This is a genomic window from Sphingomonas sp. P4_D12 (genome assembly GCF_056401895.1).
The window spans coordinates 41,019-64,962 of sequence record NZ_JBFUIL010000011.1 but is presented as its reverse complement, the minus strand read 5'-3'; the positions used below and the strand labels follow the sequence as shown (position 1 = coordinate 64,962).

At 66.3% G+C, this 23,944-nt stretch carries 20 protein-coding genes and 2 pseudogenes; 6 read left to right on the top strand and 16 right to left on the bottom strand.

Annotation, left to right across the window (positions count from 1 at the left end):
• Positions 1-47 precede the first annotated feature (47 nt).
• The 3 genes from AC1DSD_RS19215 to AC1DSD_RS19205 all read left to right on the top strand — a co-directional run bounded on the left by AC1DSD_RS19215 (position 48) and on the right by AC1DSD_RS19205 (position 3,930).
• Positions 48-2,252 carry a xanthine dehydrogenase family protein molybdopterin-binding subunit gene (locus AC1DSD_RS19215; protein WP_478032352.1) on the top strand — a complete coding sequence of 735 codons (2,205 nt, stop codon included), beginning with the start codon at positions 48-50 and terminating at the stop codon, positions 2,250-2,252.
• A gap of 168 nt (positions 2,253-2,420) precedes the next feature.
• The gene (locus AC1DSD_RS19210; RefSeq protein ID WP_478032351.1) at positions 2,421-3,341 is read left to right on the top strand and encodes an XdhC family protein; all 921 of its coding nucleotides are present in this window, start codon (positions 2,421-2,423) and stop codon (positions 3,339-3,341) included.
• Positions 3,328-3,930, top strand: a complete 603-nt coding sequence (locus AC1DSD_RS19205) for a nucleotidyltransferase family protein (RefSeq protein ID WP_478032350.1) — start codon at positions 3,328-3,330, stop codon at positions 3,928-3,930. The genes AC1DSD_RS19210 and AC1DSD_RS19205 overlap by 14 nt, the downstream gene beginning before the upstream one ends.
• Positions 3,931-4,058: 128 nt before the next feature.
• Here the strand turns inward: AC1DSD_RS19205 and AC1DSD_RS19200 are convergent, their stop codons facing one another.
• From AC1DSD_RS19200 to AC1DSD_RS19125, 16 genes and pseudogenes are all read right to left on the bottom strand, one after another.
• Entirely contained in the window at positions 4,059-5,267 is a 1,209-nt protein-coding gene (locus AC1DSD_RS19200; RefSeq protein WP_478032349.1) for an ABC transporter permease, read from the bottom strand.
• Between the two features lie 127 nt (positions 5,268-5,394).
• Positions 5,395-6,120 (bottom strand): ABC transporter ATP-binding protein, encoded by a 726-nt coding sequence (locus tag AC1DSD_RS19195; protein WP_478032348.1) that lies wholly within the window; start codon positions 6,118-6,120, stop codon positions 5,395-5,397.
• Positions 6,113-7,522, bottom strand: a complete 1,410-nt coding sequence (locus AC1DSD_RS19190; RefSeq protein WP_478032347.1) for an efflux RND transporter periplasmic adaptor subunit — start codon at positions 7,520-7,522, stop codon at positions 6,113-6,115. The genes AC1DSD_RS19195 and AC1DSD_RS19190 overlap by 8 nt, the downstream gene beginning before the upstream one ends.
• Positions 7,523-7,526: 4 nt before the next feature.
• Entirely contained in the window at positions 7,527-8,930 is a 1,404-nt protein-coding gene (locus AC1DSD_RS19185; protein ID WP_478032345.1) for an efflux transporter outer membrane subunit, read from the bottom strand.
• Positions 8,931-9,104: 174 nt separating this feature from the next.
• Positions 9,105-11,129 (bottom strand): ATP-binding protein, encoded by a 2,025-nt coding sequence (locus AC1DSD_RS19180; RefSeq protein WP_478032344.1) that lies wholly within the window; start codon positions 11,127-11,129, stop codon positions 9,105-9,107.
• Between the two features lie 3 nt (positions 11,130-11,132).
• Positions 11,133-11,684, bottom strand: a complete 552-nt coding sequence (locus AC1DSD_RS19175) for a hypothetical protein (RefSeq protein WP_478032343.1) — start codon at positions 11,682-11,684, stop codon at positions 11,133-11,135.
• Positions 11,685-11,701: 17 nt separating this feature from the next.
• Positions 11,702-11,803, bottom strand: a pseudogene (locus AC1DSD_RS19170) (biotin carboxylase N-terminal domain-containing protein); the annotation flags it as partial.
• A 277-nt stretch (positions 11,804-12,080) separates the two neighbouring features.
• Positions 12,081-12,170, bottom strand: a pseudogene (locus tag AC1DSD_RS19165) (biotin carboxylase N-terminal domain-containing protein); the annotation flags it as partial.
• A 13-nt stretch (positions 12,171-12,183) separates the two neighbouring features.
• Positions 12,184-12,540, bottom strand: coding sequence for a hypothetical protein (locus AC1DSD_RS19160; protein ID WP_478032342.1), 357 nt, complete (start codon positions 12,538-12,540; stop codon positions 12,184-12,186).
• On the bottom strand, positions 12,537-13,529 hold the full coding sequence (gene bioB, locus AC1DSD_RS19155) for a biotin synthase BioB (protein ID WP_478032341.1): 993 nt from the start codon (positions 13,527-13,529) through the stop codon (positions 12,537-12,539). Before bioB ends, AC1DSD_RS19160 begins: the two co-directional genes overlap by 4 nt.
• Positions 13,526-13,873: a hypothetical protein gene (locus AC1DSD_RS19150; RefSeq protein WP_478032340.1), complete on the bottom strand. Its 348-nt coding sequence runs from the start codon at positions 13,871-13,873 to the stop codon at positions 13,526-13,528. The genes bioB and AC1DSD_RS19150 overlap by 4 nt, the downstream gene beginning before the upstream one ends.
• Entirely contained in the window at positions 13,870-16,011 is a 2,142-nt protein-coding gene (scpA, locus tag AC1DSD_RS19145) for a methylmalonyl-CoA mutase (protein ID WP_478032339.1), read from the bottom strand. The genes AC1DSD_RS19150 and scpA overlap by 4 nt, the downstream gene beginning before the upstream one ends.
• Positions 16,012-16,051: 40 nt before the next feature.
• Positions 16,052-16,846, bottom strand: a complete 795-nt coding sequence (locus AC1DSD_RS19140) for an enoyl-CoA hydratase-related protein (protein ID WP_478032337.1) — start codon at positions 16,844-16,846, stop codon at positions 16,052-16,054.
• 217 nt (positions 16,847-17,063) lie between these two features.
• Positions 17,064-17,483, bottom strand: coding sequence for a methylmalonyl-CoA epimerase (gene mce, locus AC1DSD_RS19135; RefSeq protein WP_478032336.1), 420 nt, complete (start codon positions 17,481-17,483; stop codon positions 17,064-17,066).
• Positions 17,480-18,007 carry a hypothetical protein gene (locus AC1DSD_RS19130; protein ID WP_478032335.1) on the bottom strand — a complete coding sequence of 176 codons (528 nt, stop codon included), beginning with the start codon at positions 18,005-18,007 and terminating at the stop codon, positions 17,480-17,482. The genes mce and AC1DSD_RS19130 overlap by 4 nt, the downstream gene beginning before the upstream one ends.
• A gap of 16 nt (positions 18,008-18,023) precedes the next feature.
• Positions 18,024-19,550 (bottom strand): acyl-CoA carboxylase subunit beta, encoded by a 1,527-nt coding sequence (locus tag AC1DSD_RS19125; RefSeq protein WP_478032334.1) that lies wholly within the window; start codon positions 19,548-19,550, stop codon positions 18,024-18,026.
• 103 nt (positions 19,551-19,653) lie between these two features.
• Between AC1DSD_RS19125 and AC1DSD_RS19120 the strand changes: the two genes are divergently transcribed.
• From AC1DSD_RS19120 to AC1DSD_RS19110, 3 genes are all read left to right on the top strand, one after another.
• The gene (locus AC1DSD_RS19120) at positions 19,654-21,060 is read left to right on the top strand and encodes a helix-turn-helix domain-containing protein (protein WP_478032332.1); all 1,407 of its coding nucleotides are present in this window, start codon (positions 19,654-19,656) and stop codon (positions 21,058-21,060) included.
• 319 nt (positions 21,061-21,379) lie between these two features.
• Positions 21,380-21,709 (top strand): hypothetical protein, encoded by a 330-nt coding sequence (locus AC1DSD_RS19115; protein ID WP_478032331.1) that lies wholly within the window; start codon positions 21,380-21,382, stop codon positions 21,707-21,709.
• Positions 21,710-22,017: 308 nt separating this feature from the next.
• Positions 22,018-23,928: a S9 family peptidase gene (locus tag AC1DSD_RS19110; RefSeq protein ID WP_478032329.1), complete on the top strand. Its 1,911-nt coding sequence runs from the start codon at positions 22,018-22,020 to the stop codon at positions 23,926-23,928.
• The last annotated feature ends 16 nt before the right edge of the window (positions 23,929-23,944 follow it).

The window sequence follows — 23,944 nt, the reverse complement described above, 5'->3', positions numbered from 1 at the left end:
TCTACAGACGCCCGGCCCTATCGGCGTTTTGTGACCGGGAGGCGACGATGAACGATCATGCCATGGACGCCCCCTATCGCCCGGCGGCGCTCGACAAGGGCATGCAGGGCCTGATCGGCAAGGGGATCGACCGCTACGAAGGTCCGCTCAAGGTCAGCGGCACCGCGCCTTATGCGGTCGAAGGCGCGCCCGACGGGACGCTCTATGCACATATCGTTGGCGCAACGATCGGCGCCGGCACGGTGCTGAGCATCGATACCAAAGCCGCCGAAGCCATTCCGGGCGTGGTCAAGGTGATCGTCGAGCATCCCGATTTCCCGTCGAGCGGCGGCAGCAGCCGCGAGCCGATGAGCGACTGGAGCGATGACATCGATCATTTCGGCCAGCCGATCGCGCTGATCGTCGCCGAAAGCCTGGAAATCGCGCGCGACGCCGCTTTGTCGGTCGCGGTGACGTACGAAACCCGCGACGGGCGGTTCGATCCCGCCGAGCAGACGCCGATCGTCGACCACAAGATCGGCTTTCTGCCCAATATCGTCATCGGCGATGTCGATACGGCGATCGACGCGGCGGAAGTCCGTTTCGACCAGATTTATGCCACGCCGCCGCATTTCCCCGCCGCGCTCGAGCCGCATGCGACCATTGCCTGGTGGGAAGGCGAGAATCTGGTGGTGCGCGCCTCGCTCCAGGTCCTGAACGGCGCGCGCGAGACGATCGCCACCCAATTGGGGCTCGATCCGGCGCGAGTCCGCGTGCTCGCGCCCTATGTCGGTGGCGGGTTCGGCGGCAAGACCGGGGTCGGACCCGAAACGATCCTGGCCGCGGTCGCCGCGCGCGAGATCGGGCGGCCGGTCAAGATCGCGCTGCCGCGCCGCCAGACCGCGGCCCTGGTCCATCATCGCGGCGACACGGTGCAGCGCATCCGCATCGGCTGCGACGCCGAGGGGCATATCGCCGCCTTCGCGCATGACAGCGTGACCTCGCAGAAACCGGACAAGGGATTCCTCGAGCCGGTCCATTTCGGCACGATCCCGCTTTATGCGGGCAAGCACCGCCGCTTCACCACTGCGCTGACGATCGTCGACTTGCCGTCCTCGGGCGCAGTGCGCGCGCCCGGCGAGGCGGTCGGCACGTTCGCGGTCGAATGCGCGATGGACGAACTGGCCGAGCAACTCGGGCTCGATCCGATCGAGCTGCGCCGCCGCAACGAGCCCGAGAGTGATCCGACCAGCGGCAAGCCGTTTTCGACGCGGCTGATGCTGCAATGCTATGACGACGGCGCGCGGCGCTTCGGCTGGGACCGGCGCAATCCGGTGCCGGGCCAGAATCGCGAGGGCGAGTGGCTGATCGGCCATGGCATGGCGGCGGCGCTGCGCGGCAATTTCACCGTCAACAGCGAGGCGCGCGTCACGCTGACCGCCGAGGGGCGCGCGGTGATCGAGACCGATATGACCGATATCGGCACCGGCACCTATACCGTGCTGGCGCAAGTCGCAGGCGAAATGCTGGGGCTGCCGGTATCGGCGATCGACGTGCGGCTGGGCGACAGCGATCTGCCGGTCAGCGCGGGATCGGGCGGATCGTTCGGCGCCGGAAGCTCGGGGTCGGCGGTGGCGCTGGCCTGCGAAGACATCCTGGCCGAACTCGCGCGGCGAATGAACGCAGCGCCGGAGGAATTGACGCTCAAGGACGGCGTGGTCAGCGCCGGCGGGCGGTCCTCGCCGATCGCCGACCTGGTTCGCGGCAAGCCGATCGCCGCCCATGGCAAGACCGGCCCCGGCCAGGTCAGCCGCCGCACCAGCCAGGCGAGCCACGGCGCGCAATTCGCCGAGGTCGCGGTCAATGCGGTCACCGGCGAAATCCGCGTGCGCCGCCTGATCGGCGTGTTCGACGTCGGCCGCGTGCTCAACGAGAAGACCGCGCGCAACCAGATGGTCGGCGGGATGATCTGGGGCATCGGCTATGCGCTGAGCGAGGATGCCGTGGTCGATACTCGCACCGGGCAATTCGTGAACCCCGACTTCGGGGAATATCATGTCGCGGTTCATGCCGATGCGCCGGCGGTCGAATGCCATTTCATCGAACAGGTCGATGATCAGGCGAATCCGGTCGGGGCCAAGGCGGTCGGCGAGCTGGGGATTTCCGGCGCCGGCGCGGCGGTGGCGAATGCGGTTTACAATGCGACCGGGATAAGGGTGCGGGACTTTCCGATTACGCTCGACAAGCTGCTGGCTGGGTTGCCGCCGGTATGAAGGGGGCTGACCAAAAATCCTCCCCGTTTACGGGGAGGGGGACCGCTCGCGAAGCGAGCGGTGAAGGGGGCGTCCCGCAAGCCGATTCCGATGAGGAGCGCCCCCTCCACCAAGCCGCTTTGCAGCTTGGTCCCCCTCCCCATCCTGGGGAGGATTTTGGAGTTACCCATGGCCGATAACGACGCCGTCATCGCCGCCGCTTTGGCCTGGCGGGACGCCCCGATGGCGCTCGCCACCGTGGTCTCGACCTGGGGGTCCGCGCCGCGTCCGCGCGGCAGCCATATGATCGTCCACCAGGACGGGCGGTTCGAGGGATCGGTGTCGGGCGGCTGCGTCGAGACCGACATCATGACCGCCGCCGCCGAGGTGATTGCCGGGGCGCCGTTCCAGCTCAAACATTATGGCGTCGCCGACGCCGCGGCGTGGGAAGTCGGCCTGCCCTGCGGCGGCGAGATCGCGGTGATGGTCCAGCCGGTCGCCGCCGACGGTTTCGACCCCGAATTGTTCGACCGCATCGCCGAGGCGCGGGCGAGCGGCACGGCGCTCGACGTCGTCACCAATCTCGACACCGGCCAGTCGAGCCTGCGTCCGATTGAGGGCGCCGCGTTCGTCAATCGCTATGAACCGCCGCGCCGCTTGCTGATCGTCGGGGCGGTGCAGATCGCTCAGGCGCTGACCGGGCTGGCGCGCGAGCTCGGCATCGCGACGACGGTGATCGATCCGCGCGCGCGCTTCCTGACCGCCGAGCGTTTCCCCGGCGTGACGCTCGACGACCGCTGGCCCGATGAGGCGGTCGCCGCGCTCAAGCCCGATCCCGCGACCGCCGTCATCACGCTGTCGCACGACATCAAGATCGACGACCCCGCCCTGCACGCCGCGCTGGTGGCACCGACTGGCTATATCGCCGCACTGGGATCGCGGCGGAGCCACGCGGCGCGACGGGAGCGACTTGGCGCATTGGGCGTTTCAGACTCCGACCTCGACCGCATCGATGCGCCCGCCGGGATCGACATCGGCGCGGTCGGCCCGGCCGAGATCGCTTTGTCGATCGCCGCCGGTATGGTGGGAGCATTGCATGATCGCGCCTGAAACCACCGCATTGATCCTGCTCGCCGCGGGCAAGTCGGCGCGCTTCGGCCTGTCCGACAAGCTGACCGAGATGTTCCTGGGCCAGCCGCTCGGTATGCACGTCGTCACCGCGTTGGACGCGGTGCCGTTCGCCCGGCGCATTGCGGTGCGCGACGGGGTCCAGCTCGATTATGCCGCGCGCGGTTATCACGAGGTGCACAACAGGCACCCCGAACTGGGATTGTCGCTGTCGCTGAAAATGGGCGTCGCGGCGGCGCGCGGTCCGGGGATCGAAGCGGTGCTGATCGCGCTGGCCGACATGCCGCGCGTGACCGCGGCGCAAATCTATCGCCTGTTCCACGCTGCGACCGGTCCCGACACGATCGTCGCATCGAGCGACGGCGTGCACCCCAAGCCACCGGCCTTGTTCGGCGCCAACCGCTTCGACGCGCTCGAAAGCCTCGATGGCGATGCCGGCGCGCGCGACCTCATCCTGGCCGGCCGCCATGTCGTCACGCATCCCGACGAACTGATCGATGTCGATACCGAAGAGGAATTCGACGAACTGATGGCCAAGTTCGGGCAGATCCGCAGCCGCCTAGAATCCTGATTCGTCATTCCCGCGACAACGGGAACCCAGCCCCTGCGTTCTCCGCTGATTCGGCGGACATGGCCTGGCGATGGCGTAGGAGATGGGTCCCCGCTGTCGCGGGGATGACGGACATAAGCCGCGTTCGCTCATTCGTGCCGCAAGGCGTCGATCGGGTTGAGCGAGGCCGCGCGGCGCGCCGGGAAGAAGCCGAACACCACGCCGATCGCGCCCGAGATCAGGAACGCGATGACGTTGATCTGGACGTCGAAGATGAACGGCAATTGGCCGAGGATCGACAATAATATCACCGCGAGCTGACCCAATAGCAGCCCGATCAATCCGCCCAGGCACGACAGCACCACCGCCTCGACCAGGAATTGCATCAGCACTTCGTTGGCGACCGCGCCGATCGCCAGGCGGATGCCGATCTCTCGCGTGCGTTCGGTGACCGAGACCAGCATGATGTTCATGATGCCGATGCCGCCGACGATCAGGCTGATCCCGGCCACCGCGGTGACGATGTTGGTGAGCAAGGTGGTCGTACTGCTCAGCGTGTCGGAAATCTGCTTGGTGTCGAAGATGTTGAAATCGTCGTCCTTGCCGCCGGTGATGTGGCGGCGTTCGCGCAGCAAATCGGTGATCGACGCCTGGACCTGCGCGGTCGAATAGGCTTCGTCGACGCCGACCAGGATCAGCCGCACATCGGTATTGCCGGTCATCCGCCGCTGCACCGCCTTGATCGGCATGATCACGACGTCGTCCTGGTCGCCGCCGAAACCGGACTGGCCCTTGGTCGTCAGCAAGCCGATCACGTCGCAGGAAATGCCGGCGATGCGCATCCGGGTGCCGATCGCCGGCGCGGTCTTGTAGAGGTTGGTATAGACCGTGCTGCCGATGATGCAGACCGCCTTGCCCGACGCTTCCTCGGCGGGACTGAAATAGCGGCCGCTGGTGAGCGGCCAGGGCTGGACCTGGAAATAGCCGTTGGTGGTGCCGTTGATCGTGGTCGACCAATTCTGGCCTTCATAGATCGCGGTGCCGGTCGACTGCGCTTGCGGCGCGACCGCGGTGACGCCGGTGATCTGCTTGCCGATCGCCTCGACATCCTGCGGGTCGAAATCGGGCGGCCGCGGCCCGCCGCCGCCACGGCCGAAGCCCTGGCCGGGGCGGATCTGGAGCACGTTGGTGCCCAGACTCGCGATCGATTTCTGGACCTGAAGCGTGGTCGCCTTGCCCAAAGTCACCATCGCCACCACCGCGGCGACGCCGATGACGATGCCGAGCACGGTCAGGAACGAGCGCAGCAAGTGGCGCCGGATCGAACGGATCGCGAGGATGAAGGTGGTGCCGAGCACTAGAAGCTCCCCTCCCCTTTAGGGGAGGGGCGGGGGGTGGGGCGGTGCGGCAAGCCCTGTCGCCTGTGGATAGGCCCCACCCCAACCCCTCCCCTGAAGGGGAGGGGCTTGAACTCAACCATGCAGTTCATCCCACTCTCTCCCCCTGCCGATGCCCCGCTTCGATCCGTTCGACCAACCCGTCCTTGAAATGGACGATGGTCTTGGCGAAGGCGGCCATGTCGGCTTCGTGGGTGACCATCAGCACGGTGATGCCGGCATTCTTGTTGAGGTCGGTGAGCAATTCCATGATCTCGACCGAGCGTTCGCTGTCGAGATTGCCGGTCGGCTCGTCGGCGAGCAGTACCGCGGGCTGGGTGACGATCGCGCGGGCGATGGCGACGCGTTGCTGCTGGCCGCCGGATAACTCGGCGGGGGTGTGGTCCCACCATTCCTTCAGCCCGACCTTGTCGAGCGCGCCGAGCGCGGTCTCGCGCCGTTCGGCCTTGGCGTCGCCGCGATAGAGCAGGGGCAATTCGACATTCTCCAGCGCCGAGGTCCGCGCGAGCAGGTTGAACCCCTGGAACACGAAGCCGAGATATTTGCGCCGGAGCAAGGCGCGCTGGTCGCGGTCGAGGCTCTCGATATGATGGCCCTTGAACACGAACTCGCCCGCCGTCGGCATGTCGAGGCAGCCGAGGATATTCATCGTCGTCGACTTGCCCGACCCCGACGGCCCCATCACCGCGACGAAATCGCCCGCCGCTATGTCGAGGTCGACGCCCTTCAGCGCCTGGAACGCGGTCGCGCCGGTGCCATAGGTCTTGGTGACACCGCGCAGCCGGATCAGCGGCTCTGGGAGCGTATCAGCCACCGCTCTGTCCGCCGCCGCCGCCGCCCGAGCGCCGCCGGCCGCTGCCGCTGCCGCCCGACTTGCCGCTGGTCGCGCCGGCAAGCTGGCCGGTCACGACTTGCATCCCCGGCTGGAGATCGCCGCCGGTGATCTCGGTCATCGAGCCGTCGCTGTCGCCGGTGGTGACCGATATCGCCTTGAGGCTGCCATCGGCCTGTTTGACGTAGACGCTCTGCCTGGAGCCGCGTTCGAGCGGGGCCGCGCCGTCACCGCCGCCACCGCCACGCCGCCGCATCCGGGGAGTGAGCGCGCCGGCAATTCCGCCGCTCGCCTGCGCCGCCGGTGCTCCCGCCGTCTGCGGCTTGAAGCGCAAGGCGGCGTTGGGGACGAGCAGGACGTTCTTCTTTTCCATCGTGACGATGTCCGCAGTCGCGGTCATGCCCGGCCGCAATTGCTCGTCGGGATTGGCGACCGAGAGATCGGCGGCATAGGAGACGACCTGCGCGGTGGTCGAACCGGTCGACGAGGTCGAGGACGACGAGGTCGCGTCCTGCACCGACAGGTTCGATCCGACATCGACCCGGGTGATCATCGCCGGGAAGGTCTTGCCGGGGAAAGCGTCGACGGTGAAGGTGGCGCGCTGTCCCTGCTTGACGTTGCCGACATCGGCTTCGTCGATCGCGACTTCCAGCTTCATCTGGCGCAGATCCTGGGCGATGACGAACAAAGTCGGCGTGTTGAACGACGCCGCGACGGTCTGGCCGGGATCGATCTGGCGCGCCAGCACCACGCCGGTGACCGGCGAGCGGATCACCGCGCGCACCCGCTGGGTCTGGGCCGACGACAAAGCGGCGCGCGCCGATATGACATTGGCATTGGCCGCGCTGAGATTGGCCAGAGCGCGGTCGCGATCGGCGATCGCCTGATCCATCTCGGTCTTGGCCGGCACGCGGCCGCCCGACAGCCGGCTGACTTCCTGATAGCGCGAGAGCGTGGCTTTGGACTGGGCGAGCGTCGCCTGCGCCTGGCCGACCGCGGCATTGTTCGCGGCCAAGGTTGCCTGCGCCTGCTTGACCTGATCGTCGAACTGCGACGGGTCGATCAGCGCCAGAGGCTGGCCGGCGGTGACGCGGTCGTTGACGTCGACCAGCACCTTGATCACCTGGCCCGACAGCTGCGAGCCGACCGTCACCTGATTGATCGGCGCGAGCTTGCCGGTCGCCGACACGGTGACGGTGAGATTGCCCTTTTGCGCCTGTTCGGTCGCATAGCCCGATGTCGCGGCGGCGCCGAACAGCCGCATCAGGAGCAGGACGACCAGCACGACGCCAATCGCGATCCCCGCCCACAGGGCATAGCGCTTGAGCTTGGACGGCGGGCGCCCGCCGAGGAAGTCGTCGAGTTCGGCCTGGTTGGTCGCCATATTCTTATCCCTGCGGGAGTTCGGGCGGCTTGGTGGCATCCCACCCGCCGCCGAGCGCGAGGTAGAGCGCGACCATCGCCTGCGCCTGATCACCGCGCGCGCTGTTCAAGCCATTCTGCGCCGAGAGCAACGCCGCCTCGCTGTTGTTGAGGGTGGTGATGTCGGTCAGCCCGGCGCGATACTGGCTGCGCGCGAGGATCGCCGCGGCGTTCGAGGCATCGAGCGCGACCGCGAACTCGCGTTGGCGCTGTTTCGCCGCCTGCAGCGCCTGGAGCGCGTTCTCGACATCCTCCAGGCTGGTCAGCACGGTCGATTTATAGGCAGCGAACGCGCCCTGGGCGGCGGCTTCCTGCGACCGTACCCGGCTGCGCGTGCGGCCGCCGTCGAAGATCAATTGGGTCAGCCCGGCGAACAGGCTGCCGGTGATGACATTGGCGATGCTGCCGAGCGCCGAAGCCGAAGTGCCGATATTGCCGGTGATGTTGAGCGCCGGGTAGAGCGCGGCCTTCTCCACCCCGATCTGCGCGGTCGCGGCGCCGAGAGTGCGTTCGGCCGAGCGGACATCGGGGCGCTGGCGCAGCACGTCGCCGGGAATGCCGGTCGGAATATCGGCCGGACCCATCGGGATCGGCTGCACCGCCTCCAACTCAGCCTTGAGCGCGCCCGGCGCCTGGCCGGTCAGTACCCCCAGCCGGTTCACCGCGGCGGCATAATTCTGTTCGATCGTCGGGATTTGCGCCGCGGTCTGGGCGCGTTGCGCGCGCGCTTGCTCCTGGTCGAGGCTGGAGACCAAACCCGCCTGGACGCGGAAACCGGCAATCTCCAGATTGTCGTCCTGGATCGCCAGACTGTCGCGCGCGATCTTGAGCGCGGCCTGATATTGGCGGGCCAGGATATAGTTGCGCGCGGCCTCCGACGCGATCGAGGTCTGGACCGTGGCGAGGTCATAGCCCGAGGCTTGCTCGGTCGCCCGAGCCGCCTCGATCGAGCGGCGCGTGCCGCCGAACAGATCGGCCTGATAACTGGCATCGGCGCCGATCGAGAAATTGTCGCGCGGGCCGACCGAATCGAGCAGATTGCGGCTATAGCCGGCCGATCCGCTGACCGTCGGCAAGAGCGAGGCGCGTGCCTGGACCAGCCCTTCGCGCGCCTGTTTCAACCGCGCCACTGCCTGCGCGATGTCGAGATTGTCGCGGCGCGCACGGTCGATGATGCTGGTCATCTCGGTGTCGCCGAACGACGTCCACCAGGTCGAGATGTCGGGCAGCGCGCCGGTCGCCGCCGGCCCCGAATAGGCATCGGGCACGCCGAGCGAGGCGCTCGCCGGCGGCTTGTAGTTCGGCCCCACCATGCAGGCCTGGAGCGGCAGCACGACGGTGAGCATCAAGGCGATACGCGACCGTTTCATGAGCGAAAGCATGGCGGCCGGTAGGGCAGAGGTCCATGCTTAATATGTCTTATTTTGTCGCAATAGGGCCAGTTCGGTTCATCTTCCTCCTCGGCGTAGAGTCGTTTGCAGCTTCGCTGAGACGGTGCCGGCACCGCACCTGTTTCAGCTTAGCTGAAACAGACTCCAAGCTGCCTATTCTAGCTCCAGGATGACTTGGTCGACGGCCAGGCTGTCGCCTGCCTTTGCCGCCAGCGATTTGACCGTCGCCGCCTTTTCGGCGCGCAGGATATTCTCCATCTTCATCGCCTCGACCACCGCGAGCGGCTGGCCGGGCTGGACCGCATCGCCTTCCTTGACGTCGAGCCGGACGAGCAGTCCGGGCATCGGCGCGATCAGGAATTTGGACAGATCGGGCGGGATCTTCTCGATCAGATGCTCGGCATAAGGCGCGACATGCGCGGGCAAGGTGCGCGCGACATGCGAGGCGCCGCGCGTGGTCAGGCGGAAGCCGGTGCGCGTGCGCGCGATCCGCACGGTCAGGTCCTCGTCGCCGAGCTCGGCAGTGACGATATGGTCGCCGGGCGTATATTCGAGCGCCAAATCGAGATCGTCGCCATCGACCACCACGCCGTCGGTCGAGATTTCGACCTGATGATCCTGGCCGTCGATCCGCACGGTCCAGGCCGAGGGCGGACGCAGGCGCTTGCCGAGCTGACCGTCGATCCGCCGCGCGCGATCGGCCTCCGCCGTCGCGGCAAAGGCGGCGACCGCGGCCAGCGCCTTGAGCAGATCGGGCGCGGCCGGTGCGCCGGTGAAGCCGTCTGGATATTCCTCGGCGATGAAGCCGGTGGTCAGCGCGCCGTCGCGAAAGCGCGGATGCTGCATCAGCGCCGACAGGAAATCGAGATTGTTGCCCGGGCCCTCGATCACGAATTCGTCGAGCGCCGCGATCTGGCGATCGATCGCTTCCTCGCGGGTCGGCGCCCAGGTGATCAATTTGGCGATCATCGGGTCGTAGAACATGCTGACTTCGCCGCCTTCGAGGACACCGTCGTCGACGCGAACCTTGGCACGCCGCTCCCCTTCAGGGGAGGGGCTTGGAGATTGGTGGCTGTCGGCTGCCGACGGTTCATACCGCACCAGCCGCCCGATCGACGGCAGGAAACCCCGATACGGATCCTCGGCATAGACGCGGTTCTCGATCGCCCAGCCGTCGATCCGCACGTCCTCCTGCCCGAACGCGAGCTTCTCGCCGGCGGCGACGCGGATCATCTGCTCGACCAGGTCGAGGCCGGTAATCTCCTCGGTCACCGGATGTTCGACCTGGAGCCGGGTGTTCATCTCGAGGAAGTAGAAGCCCTCGCCGCTGGTGTCGGCGCCCGACACGATCAGCTCGACGGTGCCGGCCGAATAATAGCCGACCGCGCGCGACAGCGCGACCGCCTGCTCGCCCATCTTGCGGCGCATCTCCGGCGAGACGAACGGCGACGGCGCTTCCTCGACCACTTTCTGGTGGCGGCGCTGCACCGAGCATTCGCGCTCGTTCAGATAGACGATATTGCCGTGCTGGTCGCCCAGCACCTGGATCTCGATATGGCGCGGGCTCTCGATGAACTTCTCGATGAACACGCGGTCGTCGCCGAACGAGGCGAGACCCTCGCGCTTGGTCGCCTCGAATCCTTCGCGCACGTCCTGCTCGCTCCAGGCGAGCCGCATGCCCTTGCCGCCGCCCCCGGCCGAGGCCTTCATCATCACCGGATAGCCGATGTCGGACGCGATCTTCACCGCTTCGTCGGTGTCCGCGATCTCGCCGAGGAAACCGGGGACGACATTGACCCCGGCTGCCTTGGCGAGCTTCTTCGACTCGATCTTGTCGCCCATCGCCGCGATCGCGTTGGGCGGCGGGCCGACGAAGGCGATGCCGGCATCGGCACAGGCACGCGCGAAGCTCTCGCGCTCGGACAGGAAGCCGTAGCCGGGATGGATGCAGTCCGCGCCGGTGATCCTGGCGGCGTCGAGGATCAATTCGGCCTTGAGATAGCTCTCCGCCGCCGGCGCCGGCCCGAGCCGCACCGCTTCGTCGGCCATCAGCACATGCGGCGAGCGCGCATCGGCGTCGGAATAAACCGCGACCGTCGCGATCCCCATCTTCTTCGCCGTGCGGAACACGCGGCAGGCAATCTCGCCGCGATTGGCGACCAGGATTTTCTTGAACATTGGCTACCCCAGAAGACCCTGCCACCAGGACAAGGGATAAATTTCGACATTGATGAAGAGATTTTGGCCGCGATCGCCATCGCCATCGGCGGTCATGTGGAGCTTGCGCGTCGCAGTGCGATTCCACCACCACTCACCGTCGGCGCCGGGTTCATGCCCAGTCAGCCGGGAAAGCGCCGATTTCATCGATCGCAGTGAAGGCGCGGCCGGCGCTTCAACCAACAGCGAACATATCCGGGCACCGTTGGAAAGCGGCTGACCCAGCAACACAGTCACGTTCGGCACTGCCCATGCATCAAGCGCAAGCGGATTGGATGGTTCTGCCCGCTGCTTGCGCGTGAATCGCCAGCCAGTCGCTTTCAGTGCATCCTGGAACTCGCCAAGATTGTTCGAATGGTCGAAACATTGTTGGGCCGCCAGTTGTGCGATCTTAGGGCCATTTCCTGCACGATCGCTCGTGGACAGGAGGCCAACCGCAGTAACTTGCGATCGGGCTGTACATCCGCCGATGGCCGCCGTGCAGCCGAGCAAAAATGCGATTAGGGCAATCCTCACTCCGCCGCTTCCCTCACATCGCGCTGAACCTCTACCGTCGCGGTCCCCAATTTCTTCGCCGTGCGGAACACGTGGCAGGCAATCTCGCCGCAGTCGGCGACCAGGATTTTCTTGAACATCAGCGAGCCTTTTTGCCCCGGCCGTTGAACCGAACGGCGGCGAAATAGATCGCGATGGCGGGCAGAAGCACGCCCAGCGGACCAACAACCCCGAGGATTCGCCAGAGCAATGTCTGCCCTTGCGTGTCGCACTCGATCCCCGGTGCCAACCCGCAGGGAGCTCCCAAGGCCAGAAACCCGAGCGTCAGCGCCCCTGCCCAATATAAGCAGCTAAGCGCAATCGCGGTTCTCGGCCGCAAATTCATTCCGCGGCCTCCATCACCGCACGCTGCTCCGCCGCCATGGGCGCCAACCTCATTTTCTTCGCGGTGCGGAACACGCGGCAAGCGATCTCGCCGCGATTGGCGACCAGGATTTTCTTGAACATCAGAGTCTTCCGATCATTGCAACGCCGCGAATTTCACCCACCGACGTTCGAGTTTTTCAAGCTTCTTGGCTTCCGGAGTTCCCGTTTTGTCGACGGATGTGAGCCACTTGTGAAAGTCGCTCCGAGCGAATTTTTGACCCAGTTCGCTGAGCTGAGACCAGCGAATAGTAAGATCGGGCCGCCGCTCGACAGCCACGCCGTCGACGAGCAATCCCTTTGCTGCGAGGAACTCGGCAAAGACATATTGGCTTTCGGCTGCTTCACGATTCCAATTCGGGTCCGCGCGCTCGCCGGATTCGTCAGATATCGTGACCTTCTGCGCCAACATGCTCGGCACATCGACGATAACAAAATCGGCTGGCGCGCTCACTCCGCCGCCTCCATCACGTCGCGCTGTTCGGCCGCCATAGGCGCCAACCCAAGCTTCGCGAACAGCGCCGCATCCTTGTCCTCGCCGGCATTGCCGGTAGTCAGCAGCTTCTCGCCGGTGAAGATCGAATTGGCGCCCGCCAGGAAACACAAGGCCTGCGCCGCTTCCGACATGCTCTCGCGCCCCGCCGACAGCCGCACCATGCTGCCCGGCATGGTGATCCGCGCGACCGCCACCGTCCGGACGAACTCGATATCGTCGATCTTGGCGAATGGCGTGTCGGCCAGCATGTCGCCGAGCACCGTGCCCTTGACCGGCACCAAAGCGTTGATCGGCACGCTCTCCGGATGCACCGGCAGGCTGGCGAGCGCATGGATGAAGCCGACCCGATCGGCGCGCGTCTCGCCCATGCCGACGATGCCGCCGCAGCACACGTTGATCCCCGCGCCACGGACATTGTCGAGCGTCTCGATCCGGTCCTCGAAGCTGCGCGTCGAGATGACGTTGGCGTAATTCTCCGGCGAGGTGTCGATATTGTGGTTGTAATAATCGAGGCCCGCCTCGCCCAGCGCCTTCGCCTGATCCGGCGTCAGCATGCCGAGCGTCATGCAGGTCTCCATCCCCATCTCGCGCACGCCCTTCACCATCTGGACGAGCGCGGGGATGTCCTTGTCCTTGGGATTGCGCCACGCAGCGCCCATGCAGAAGCGCGACGAGCCATTATCCTTGGCCTGCGCCGCCGCCTGCAGCACCGCGCGGACGTCCATCAGCTTGGTCGCTTTGAGGCCGGTCTCGTGGCTCGCGCTTTGCGAGCAATAGCCGCAATCCTCCGGACAGCCGCCGGTCTTGATCGACAGCAAGGTCGACAGCTGGACCTCGTTCGCGGCGTGATGCGCGCGATGCACCTCGGCCGCGCGGAACACGAGCTCGGTGAAGGGGAGGTCGAAGAGGGACGCGATGTCCTCGCGGGTCCAGTCGGAACGGGTCATGCCTTTAGGGTCCGGGTAAAGAGGTAGATGAACATGCCGACGCCGACCGAGAGCAGGACGGGAGCGGCGATGCGGTAGAGATTGACGCTCTTGCCGAGCGGCTCGCGGCGGTATCGCGCACGGACGATTTCCCCCGCGCCAGTAAAGGAAATGAGCGCGGCACCGCCAAGGACAATGAGCACGGCGATGATCATGCCACGCGACAGGTCCTTTGCATTGGGCACGAGCGCCAGCACACCGCCCAGCGAGACGATGCAGAGCGACGTCAGGTGCTTGAAATAGTCGTAGAGCAATGTTTCGTCGCTCTGCCCGGTTTCGACCAATTCCTCCTCGATCTCGGTCATTGCGCAGCCTCTTCTTCAGGGGGCATATTATGGCCGAGCAAGCGGAGGACATCCTCCGCCGCCTTGATCAGATTGGTACCGGGGCCGAAGATCGCCTGGACCCCGGCCTCGCGCAGGAAATCATAGTCCTGCGCCGGGATCACCCCGCCGGCGATCACCTTGATGTCGGCGCGGCCGGCATCGCGCAGGTGACCGATCAGTTCGGGGATCAAGGTCTTGTGGCCCGCCGCCAGGCTCGACGCGCCGACCACATCGACATCGCTGTCGAGCGCGAGCATCGCGGCTTCCTTGGGGGTCTGGAACAGCGGCCCCGGCACGACCTCGAAGCCGAGATCGCCGAACATCGAGCTGACCAGATTGGCGCCGCGATCGTGCCCGTCCTGCCCCATCTTGGCGACCAGCATCCGAGGCTTGCGGCCGAGCCGGCGCTCGGTCGCGGCGACGCCGGACAGCAGATTCTCCCAGCGCGAATCCTGGCCATAGGCACCGCCATAGACGCCCGAGACCGGGGTCGGCTTGGTGCCGTAGCGTCCGAACACGTCCTCCATCGCCGACGATATCTCGCCCAGGGTCGCGCGCTGGCGAGCGCAGTCGACGGCGAGGGCGAGCAGATTGGCGCTGCCTTTCGCCCCTTCGCGCAGCGCATCGAGCGCGGCCTGGCACTTCGCCTCGTCACGCCCTGCCTTGACCCGCTTGATCCGCGCGATCTGCGACTCGCGTACCGCATGGTTGTCGACGTCGAGGATGTCGATATCGTCTTCGTCGGCGAGCCGGTATTTGTTGACCCCGACGATCACGTCCTCGCCGCGGTCGACCCGGGCCTGGCGCCCTGCCGAGGCTTGCTCGATCATCGCCTTGGGCCAGCCTTGCGCGACGGCATTGGCCATGCCGCCTTCGCCGTCGACGCGCTCGATGATTTCCCAGGCTCGGTCGTAGAGTTCCTGGGTCAGCGCCTCGACATAATAAGAGCCGCCGAGCGGATCGACGACATGGGTGATCCCGGTCTCTTCCTGCAGCACGATCTGGGTATTGCGCGCGATGCGGGCGGAGAAGTCGGTCGGCAGGGCGATCGCTTCGTCGAGCGCGTTGGTATGGAGGCTTTGCGTGCCGCCCAGGGCCGCGGCCATCGCCTCGACCGTGGTGCGGATGACGTTGTTATAGGGGTCCTGTTCCTGCAGCGACACGCCGCTGGTCTGGCAATGCGTGCGCAGCATCTTCGAGCGCTCGTCCTTGGCGCCGAGATCGCTCATCACGCGGTGCCACAGCTTGCGCGCGGCGCGCAGCTTGGCGACTTCCATGAAGAAGTTCATCCCGATCGCGAAAAAGAACGACAGGCGCCCGGCGAACTTGTCGATGTCGAGCCCGGCCGCCATCGCTGCCTTGGCGTACTCGCGCCCGTCGGCGATGGTGAAAGCGAGTTCCTGGACCTGCGTCGCGCCGGCTTCCTGCATGTGATAGCCGGAGATCGAGATCGAGTTGAATTTCGGCATGTGCGCCGAGGTATAGGCGATGATGTCCGCGATGATCCGCATGCTCGGCGCCGGCGGATAGATATACGTATTGCGGACCATGAACTCCTTGAGGATGTCGTTCTGGATGGTGCCGTCGAGCTGCGCCTGGGGCACGCCCTGCTCCTCGCCGGCGACGATGAAGAACGCCAGGATCGGGATCACCGCGCCGTTCATCGTCATGCTGACCGACATCTGGTCGAGCGGGATGCTGTCGAACAGGATCTTCATGTCGTCGATCGTGTCGATCGCGACGCCCGCCTTGCCGACATCGCCGGTCACCCGCGGATGGTCGCTGTCATAGCCGCGATGCGTGGCGAGATCGAACGCGACCGACAGGCCTTTCTGCCCCGCGGCGAGGTTGCGGCGGTAGAAAGCGTTCGATTCCTCGGCGGTCGAGAAGCCGGCATATTGGCGGATCGTCCAGGGTCGCCCGGCATACATCGACGCCCGCACCCCGCGCGTGAAGGGGGCAAAGCCGGGCAGGCCGGGATCGATGCCGGCGACATCCTCGGCGGTGTAGAGCGGCTTGACCGCGATCCCCTCCGGCGTGTGCCAGATGAGGTCCTTGCCCTTCACTTCCTTGGCGGCGAGCGCCTTCCAGTCGTCGGGAGTCGGGTTGGTCGTCATGATCGTGTCCGGCCCCCGAAAGGGCGCTCCTGTTGGTGGCTCAGGCGCCCTTGAACTCGGCCTTGCGCTTCTGGAGAAAGGCCATGCCGCCTTCCATCGAATCCTGCGTCGCGCGCGCGGCGCGCTGATTGTCGGCCTCGCGCTGCATCGCCGCGGCGTAATCGCTCTCCAGCGCCTCGTGCAGCTGGCGGCGCATCATGCCGAGCGCGACGGTCGGCCCCGCCGCCAGCCGTTCGGCCAGCGCCAGCGCCTCGGCATCGAGCGCGTCGTCGGCGACCTGTTTGTGGATCATGCCCCAATCGACCGCCTTGGCCGCGGGCACGCGTTCGCCCAGCATCATCATTTCCGAGGCCCGCGCGCGCCCGATCAGTCGGGTCAGCATCCAGCTTGCGCCGCCATCGGGGACCAGCCCGATATTGACGAAGGCCTGGAGGAAATAGGCAGTGTCCGACGCGACGCAGAAATCGGCCGACAGCGCCAGGCTGCAGCCGATCCCGGCGGCCGGCCCGCGCACCGCGGTCACCACCGGCACCGACAGATCGGCGATCGCGGCGAGCGTGGGATTGTAGCTGCTGGTCAGCGCGTCATAGGTCGCCTGGCCCGGATCGAGCCCGCGCTCGCTCGCCATCAGGGCACCGCCACCGACATCGGCCCCCGAGCAGAAAGCGCGGCCCGCCCCGGTGATCAGCACCGCGCGCGCGCCGCCAAGATCGGCCAGGGCCTCGCGCATCTCGACGAACATCGCCGGCGGTGCGGCGTTGAGGCGATCGGGACGGTTGAGCGTCACGACCAGCACGTCGCCCTTCCGCTCGGACAGGATGTGTTCGTAGGCCATTCGGTTCCCCTCTTTTCCTCCCTCGCCCCTGGAAGGGGAGAGGGATACCGAAGCTTGGCAGCTCGCTGCCTAGCGAAGGTTGGGAGAGGGGTCGTGCGCGCCGCCGGCTCGCGCCGAGCTGCGCTCGGCCTGACCCCTCTCCCAGCTCCGACTAAGGCCCTGCGGGCCCAAGTCTGCGCAACCCTCTCCCCTGCGAGCAGGGAAGAGGGAGGTGTTTTCAATGCCCCTCCTTGGGCGTCTCCATGATCTCGGTCAGCACGCCGCCCATGTCCTTGGGATGGACGAAGAAGATCGGCGTGCCGTGTGCGCCGATGCGTGGCTCGCCGAGCACTTTCGCGCCCTTGCCCTCGAACCAGGCCTTGGCTTCCAGGATGTCCGCGACCTCATAGCAAAGGTGATGCTGGCCGCCTGCCGGGTTCTTGTCGAGAAAGGCGCGGATCGGCGATGCCTCCCCCAGCGGCTCGATCAGCTCGATCTGCGTGTTGGGGGTGTCGACGAAGCACACTTTCACCCCTTGCGCGGGCAGATCGAACGGATCGTGGATCACGGTCGCGCCCATCACGTCGCGCCAATAAGGGATGGCGGCGGCGATCGACGGCGTCGCCACCCCGACATGATTGAGGCGGCCGAGCTTCACTTATCCGCCTTCTTGCCGTCCTTGGGTTCGGGCGCACGGACCGGCGGTTGGCCAAGCGTATAGCCGCACGCCGCCAGCACCGTGGTGATCGGCTGCGCGCTCGCCGGGCCGGCGAAGGTCGCATCGACCGGTTCGCCGGTGGTGGTCGTGGTATGGACCTTGATCGTCTTGGCGGCGGCAAGCGCCGTGGTCAGCGTGGTCACCGCGACATCGTCGCGCTGGAACGCGCCCTGCGGCACGAATTCCCAATTGTCGATCATCGGCGTGTTGGCGTCGAAGGTCAGCGACACCGGACGCGCCGGCGGCCCGCCGAGCGGGGTGCGGCTGAACAGCTGGACCGACACGACCTTCGCCTTGCCGGCGTCGCAGCGCACGACGAGCTTGGCATTGCCGTCGGCCGACGGCGCGCTGGTCACTGTCGTGGTGATCGTGGGGTCGCTGCTGGGGCGCGGCGTCACCGTCCACGGCGCGACCGCCGCCGGAGCCGGCGCGGCCTGGAGCAACAGGGCAACGAGTGAGATCATGAGGGGCGGCCTTTCTTCAAAGCGGAATGTTGTCGTGCTTCTTCCACGGATTCTCGAGGCTCTTGTTGCGCAATTTGCGCAAGCCCAAAGCGATGCGCCGACGCGTCGAATGCGGCTGGATCACTTCGTCGATGAAACCCTTGGCCGCGGCGACGAACGGATTGGCGAAGCGCGCCTCATATTCGGCGGTGCGTTCGGCGATCTCATCCGGTGTTTTGCCGCGGAAGATGATCTCGACCGCGCCCTTGGCGCCCATCACCGCGATCTCGGCGGTCGGCCAGGCGTAATTGAGGTCGCCGCGCAGATGCTTCGACGCCATGACGTCATAGGCGCCGCCATAGGCCTTGCGGGTGATGACGGTGATCTTGGGCACGGTCGCCTCGGCGTATGCGAACAGCAATTTGGCGCCGTGCTTGATGATGCCGTTATGCTCCTGGGCGGTGCCGGGCAGGAAGCCGGGGACGTCGACGAAGGTGACGATCGGGATGTCGAACGCGTCGCAGAAGCGCACGAAGCGCGCGGCCTTCTTGGACGAATTGATGTCGAGCACACCGGCCAGCACCATCGGCTGGTTGGCGACCACGCCGATCGTCCGCCCCTCGATCCGGCCGAAGCCGCAGATCACGTTGCCGGCGTGCTTGGGCTGGATTTCGAAGAAATCGCCTTCGTCGACCGTCTTCCGGATCAGTTCGTGCATGTCATAAGGCTGGTTGGCCGAGGCCGGGATCAGGGTGTCGAGGCTGTCCTCGATCCGATCCCAGGGATCCGATGACGGACGTTCGGGTACGGGCTCGCGGTTGGATGCTGGCAGGAAATCGATGAAATCCCGCGCGGCGAGCAGCGCCTCGATATCATCCTCGAACGCATTGTCGGCGACCGAGGTCTTGGTGGTGTGGGTGACCGCACCGCCCAAGGCCTCCTGCGTCACCACTTCGTTGGTCACCGTCTTCACCACATCGGGGCCGGTGACGAACATGTAGCTTGAGTCCTTCACCATGAAGATGAAGTCGGTCATCGCCGGCGAATAGACCGCGCCGCCCGCGCAGGGACCCATGATCAACGAGAGCTGCGGCACCACGCCCGAGGCGAGCACGTTGCGCTGGAACACCTCGGCATAGCCGCCGAGCGAGGCGACGCCTTCCTGGATGCGCGCGCCGCCCGAATCGTTGAGGCCGATCACGGGCGCGCCGACCTTCATCGCCATGTCCATGATCTTGCAGATCTTTTGCGCGTGACGCTCGGACAGCGAGCCGCCGAACACGGTGAAGTCCTGGCTGAACACGAACACCAGCCGGCCGTTGATCGTGCCCGATCCGGTGACCACGCCGTCGCCGGGAATGATCTGGTCCTGCATGCCGAAATCGACGCAATTATGCTCGACATACATGTCGAGCTCCTCGAACGATCCCTCGTCGAGCAGCACGTCGAGCCGCTCGCGCGCGGTCAGCTTGCCCTTGGCGTGCTGCGCGGCGATGCGCTTCTCTCCGCCGCCCAATCGGGCCGCGGCGCGCTTCTTCTCGAGTTCGGCGATGGTCGACGACATGGAGACTCCTTCAGGACCCGACCTCTTTCCCCTAGCAGCCCGCCTTCGCAACTGTAATGTTGCAAACTTGCCGAGGGTAGGTTTGCAAACTATTCCCGAACGCATGGCCGAAGGCATCCGCCGTATCTTCGCCGGACACCGGATCCGCGCGCTGCGCCAGCGGCTCGGCCTGAGCCAGCGCGCGCTGGCGACCCAGTTGTCGGTATCGGTCAGCTATTTGTCGCAGATCGAGAATGGCGACCGTCCGATCACGCCGCTGGTGATGGTGGCGCTGGCCCGCGCTTTCCCCGCCGATTGGGAGACGATCGCTGCCGCCGACGAAGGGATGCTGCTGGTCGACGCGATCGAGGCATCGAGCGATCCCAGCGTGCCCGATGCGCGGCTCGATGAAGCGACGTTGCGCCGCGGGGCGCGGCAACAGCCGCAGCTCGCACGGCGCTTGGTCGCGCTCCACGCCGCGTTTCGCCGCTCGCAGGAGCAATTGCGCGCCTTCGACGACCGGTTCGAGGCGGGCGCGGCCGAAGCGGCGCGCTTTCCCTGGGAGGAAGTGCGCGACTGGTTTCACGCCGAGCGCAATTATGTCGACGCGCTCGACCGCGCGGCCGAGGCGATCGCGGAGGAGATGGGCGCGGATGCGATCGATCGCCTCGCGCTCGAGGATCGGCTCGGCCGGCGCTTCGGGATCAATGTCGTCGCCGATCGCGAGCTCGGCGGGCCGGTGCGCGCGTACGATCCCGAGGCGCGCCTGTTGCGGCTCGACCCGGCCTTGCCCGAGGCGAGCCAGCGCTTCGCGCTCGCCCACCAATTGGCGCGGCTCGAATTCGCCGAACTGATCCGCGACATCGCCAGCGAGGGGATCGCCTCCGATGCCGGCCGCGCGCTGCTCGCCGCCGGGCTGACCAATTACGCCGCGGGCGCGCTGGTCATGCCTTATGCCCGCTTCCGCGCCACCGCGCGCGAGCTGCGCCACGATATCGACCGATTGAGCCTGCGCTTCGGGGTCAGTTTCGAACAGACCTGCCATCGCCTGTCGACATTGCAGCGCCCCGGCGCGGCGGGCATCCCGTTCTTCTTCTGCCGCGTCGACATGGCGGGCAACATCACCAAGCGGCATTCGGCGACGCGCTTCCAGTTCGCGCGGTTCGGCGGCGCGTGTCCGCTCTGGGGCGTACACGAGGCGGTCGCGATTCCCGACCGCATCGCCGTCCAGCTCGCCGAAACGCCCGACGGCACGCGCTACGTCTCGATCGCCAAGGGGCTGGTCAAGCCGTCGGGCAGCTTCACCCGCAGCCCGCGCCGCTATGCGGTGACGCTCGGCTGCGAGGAAGCGCATGCCGCCGATTTCGTCTATGCCGACGGCCTCCGCGCCGATGACGTGGCGACGCCGATCGGCGTGTCGTGTCGCATCTGCCCGCGCAGCGATTGCGACCAGCGCGCCTTTCCGCCGGCGGCGAGCGAGATCCATATCGATCCCGACGCGCGCGGGCCGGTGCCCTATTCGTTCGGGTAATAGTCTCCCCTCCCTGCTTGCAGGGAGGGGGCAGGGGGTGGGTGCGCGCGTCTGCGCGCCCAAAAAAAGACTAAAGAGCGCTCGTCAAAACAGCGACGGACGAGGCATCGAGCCTCGTCCGCGCTCACCCACCCCTAACCCCTCCCTTGCAGGGAGGGGAAAGTGGAACTCCCGACAGCCGCCGTTCATCTACCTGAACGAACCCGACGCGCTCGCGATCATCCGCGACACATTGGTACATTTCCCGGCACAGATCGGCGACACTTAGGGCCGAAATCGTCTCTCGACCGCTCGATCGGTCGCGTAAGGAGTGAGAGACATGAAAAAGCTGACTGTTGTGTTGATGGGGCTGGGCTTTGCCACCGCCGCTTTCCCCGCCGTTTCGGTCGCCGCGCCGTTCGCGCCGCTCAACCAGCGCGCGCAGATGATCCAGTCGCGGATCGACCAGGGCATCCGCTCGGGCAATTTGAATCGCCGTGAGGCTTTCCAGCTGCAAGGCCAGCTGCGCGGCATCCAGAAGCTCGAATATCGTTACCGCATCTCGGGCGGACGGATCGACATGCGCGAGCGCGCCGATCTTGAGCGCCGCTACGACGCGCTGAGCGCCAAGGTGCGGTTCGACAAGCATGACGGCCAGCGCCGCTGGTAGTCGGGTTTGCGCAGGAGGGCGCAATGAGAGGGGCCGGGAAACCGGCCCCTTTTTTTGGTGAGGATAATAAAGCCCTCTCCCGCGTGCGGGAGAGGGAGGGGCCCGCCGCGAAGCGGTGGGAAGGTGAGGGTCTTCTTACTTCTTCTTGAATTCCAACCGCTTGGAAGAAGAAAGAAGACCCTCACCCAACCCTCTCCCGCAAGCGGGAGAGGGCTTAAGGCAGCGCGGCGTGCGATCGATATTCTCGGGCTTGCCTATCGGCAACGACGGCGTATCGATCGCATCCTTCCCTCCCCATGGAGTCGCCGATGCGTCTTGCTCTTGCCGCCGCCTTGCTCGCCGCCACCTCCGCGCCCGCGCTCGCGGCGCCGCTTCATTCCTATTCGGGGCTGGCGCTGTCCGCCGCGGGCGATCGCGTCGCCAGCGTCGAGGAAGAGGAAGGCGCCACCGCCAAGCCCGCGCATGGCCGGATCGTCGTGCGGTCGGCCAAGGACGGCAAGATCCTGGCGACGCTCGATCCCTGCACGCAATGCAGCTATTCGGGGCTGACTTTCGGGCCGGGTGGGGCGCTTGCCTATCTGCAGCGCGATCGCGCGAGCGGCGTGGTCGCGCTGGCGCTGGCCGACGGCAAGACCACGCGCACCATCGCCAGCGTGAAGGGCATCGCCCAGGCTCCGCGCTTCTCCCCCGACGGCAAGAAGATCGCGTTGCTGGTGACGCTCAACGCCGCCAAGGAATCGGGTGCGACCCAGCCCGGCGTCCGACAAATTGGCGAGATCGGCGAGAAGAGCGACGAACAGCGGCTGGCGGTGTTCAACCTGGCGGGCGCTCCGGTGACCGACGTCAAACCGGTCTCCCCCGCCGACCGCTATATCTACGAATATAGCTGGACTCCGGACGGCACCGGCTTCGTCGCGACGACGGCACTCGGCAATGGCGACGATAATTGGTGGGTGGCGACGCTCGATGCGATCGACGCCACGACCGGCGCGGTGCGCCCGATCGCGCGGCCCAAGACCCAGATCAACGCGCCGCGCGTCTCGCCCGACGGCAAGACAATCGCCTATATCGGCGGGCTGATGAGCGATTTCGGCTCGGTCGGCGGCGACATCTGGACGGTGCCGTTCGCCGGGGGCGAACCGGTCGATATGACCAAAGGCGAGAAGGCGAGCGTCACCTCGCTCAGCTGGACCAAAGGCGGCCTGCGCGCGACGCGGCTGGCCGGCCCCGACATGCAGATCGCGGCACCGGGCGCCAAGGGTACGACGATATTGTGGGCACAACCGTCGAGCTTCGCCGCGGAAGACGGACGCGCAGCCTATAGTAGCGACGGTGCGACGGTCGCGACAATCGTGTCGGACTTTGAACACGCCCCCGCTATCTATGCCGGGCCGGCGCGCAGTCCCCGCAAGATCACCACCGACAATGACGGCCAGGTCGCGCTAGTGAAGGCGCGCAGCATCAGCTGGAAGAATGACGGTTACGACGTGCAGGGCTGGCTGCTGACACCGGTCAATGCCGATCCTGCCGTGAAGGCGCCGATGATCACCATCGTCCATGGCGGACCGGCCTCCGCCAATGTCCCCAAATTTTCGTCGATGGGCGGCCTGCCGAGCCTGGTCCGCGCCGGCTATTACGTGTTCCTGCCCAATCCGCGCGGCAGCTATGGCCAGGGTGAGGCGTTCACCATGGCCAATCGCCGCGATTTCGGCGGCGGCGACCTGCGCGACATCCTGGCCGGGATCGACGCGGTCGAGAAGGTCGCGCCGGTCGACGACAACCGGCTCGGCCTGACCGGCGGCAGCTATGGCGGGTTCATGGCGATGTGGGCGAATACCCAGACCAACCGCTTCAAGGCGATCGTCGCCGGCGCGGGCCTGTCGAACTGGATCAGCTATTACGGCACCAACGGCATCGACCAGTGGATGATCCCGTTCTTCGGCAAGTCGGCCTATGACGATCCCGAGCCTTATGTGAAGGCGTCGGCGATCACCTATATCAAGAAGGCGCGCACCCCGACCTTCATCTATGTCGGCGAGCGCGACATCGAGGTGCCGCCGACCCAGTCGATCGAATATTGGCATGCGCTGAAGGAACTCGGCGTGCCGACCAGCCTGGTGATCTATCCCGACGAGGGCCATGGCATCCGCGGCACCGACCACGCGGCCGACGTCCAGCGGCGGACGGTGGCGTGGTTCGATCAATATCTGGGGAAGTAGACCGGTTACTCGTCAT

What these genes read in the sequence shown, in the direction of transcription:
- AC1DSD_RS19215 (WP_478032352.1), top strand. Translation starts at nt 48, where the DNA reads ATGAACGATCATGCCATGGACGCCCCCTATCGCCCGGCGGCGCTCGAC.
- AC1DSD_RS19205 (WP_478032350.1), top strand. Translation starts at nt 3,328, where the DNA reads ATGATCGCGCCTGAAACCACCGCATTGATCCTGCTCGCCGCGGGCAAG.
- AC1DSD_RS19180 (WP_478032344.1), bottom strand. Translation starts at nt 11,129, where the DNA reads ATGTTCAAGAAAATCCTGGTCGCCAATCGCGGCGAGATTGCCTGCCGC.
- AC1DSD_RS19185 (WP_478032345.1), bottom strand. Translation starts at nt 8,930, where the DNA reads ATGAAACGGTCGCGTATCGCCTTGATGCTCACCGTCGTGCTGCCGCTC.
- AC1DSD_RS19125 (WP_478032334.1), bottom strand. Translation starts at nt 19,550, where the DNA reads ATGTCGTCGACCATCGCCGAACTCGAGAAGAAGCGCGCCGCGGCCCGA.
- AC1DSD_RS19115 (WP_478032331.1), top strand. Translation starts at nt 21,380, where the DNA reads ATGAAAAAGCTGACTGTTGTGTTGATGGGGCTGGGCTTTGCCACCGCC.
- AC1DSD_RS19120 (WP_478032332.1), top strand. Translation starts at nt 19,654, where the DNA reads ATGGCCGAAGGCATCCGCCGTATCTTCGCCGGACACCGGATCCGCGCG.
- AC1DSD_RS19130 (WP_478032335.1), bottom strand. Translation starts at nt 18,007, where the DNA reads ATGATCTCACTCGTTGCCCTGTTGCTCCAGGCCGCGCCGGCTCCGGCG.
- AC1DSD_RS19140 (WP_478032337.1), bottom strand. Translation starts at nt 16,846, where the DNA reads ATGGCCTACGAACACATCCTGTCCGAGCGGAAGGGCGACGTGCTGGTC.
- AC1DSD_RS19190 (WP_478032347.1), bottom strand. Translation starts at nt 7,522, where the DNA reads ATGGCGACCAACCAGGCCGAACTCGACGACTTCCTCGGCGGGCGCCCG.
- scpA (WP_478032339.1), bottom strand. Translation starts at nt 16,011, where the DNA reads ATGACGACCAACCCGACTCCCGACGACTGGAAGGCGCTCGCCGCCAAG.
- AC1DSD_RS19150 (WP_478032340.1), bottom strand. Translation starts at nt 13,873, where the DNA reads ATGACCGAGATCGAGGAGGAATTGGTCGAAACCGGGCAGAGCGACGAA.
- AC1DSD_RS19110 (WP_478032329.1), top strand. Translation starts at nt 22,018, where the DNA reads ATGCGTCTTGCTCTTGCCGCCGCCTTGCTCGCCGCCACCTCCGCGCCC.
- AC1DSD_RS19210 (WP_478032351.1), top strand. Translation starts at nt 2,421, where the DNA reads ATGGCCGATAACGACGCCGTCATCGCCGCCGCTTTGGCCTGGCGGGAC.
- bioB (WP_478032341.1), bottom strand. Translation starts at nt 13,529, where the DNA reads ATGACCCGTTCCGACTGGACCCGCGAGGACATCGCGTCCCTCTTCGAC.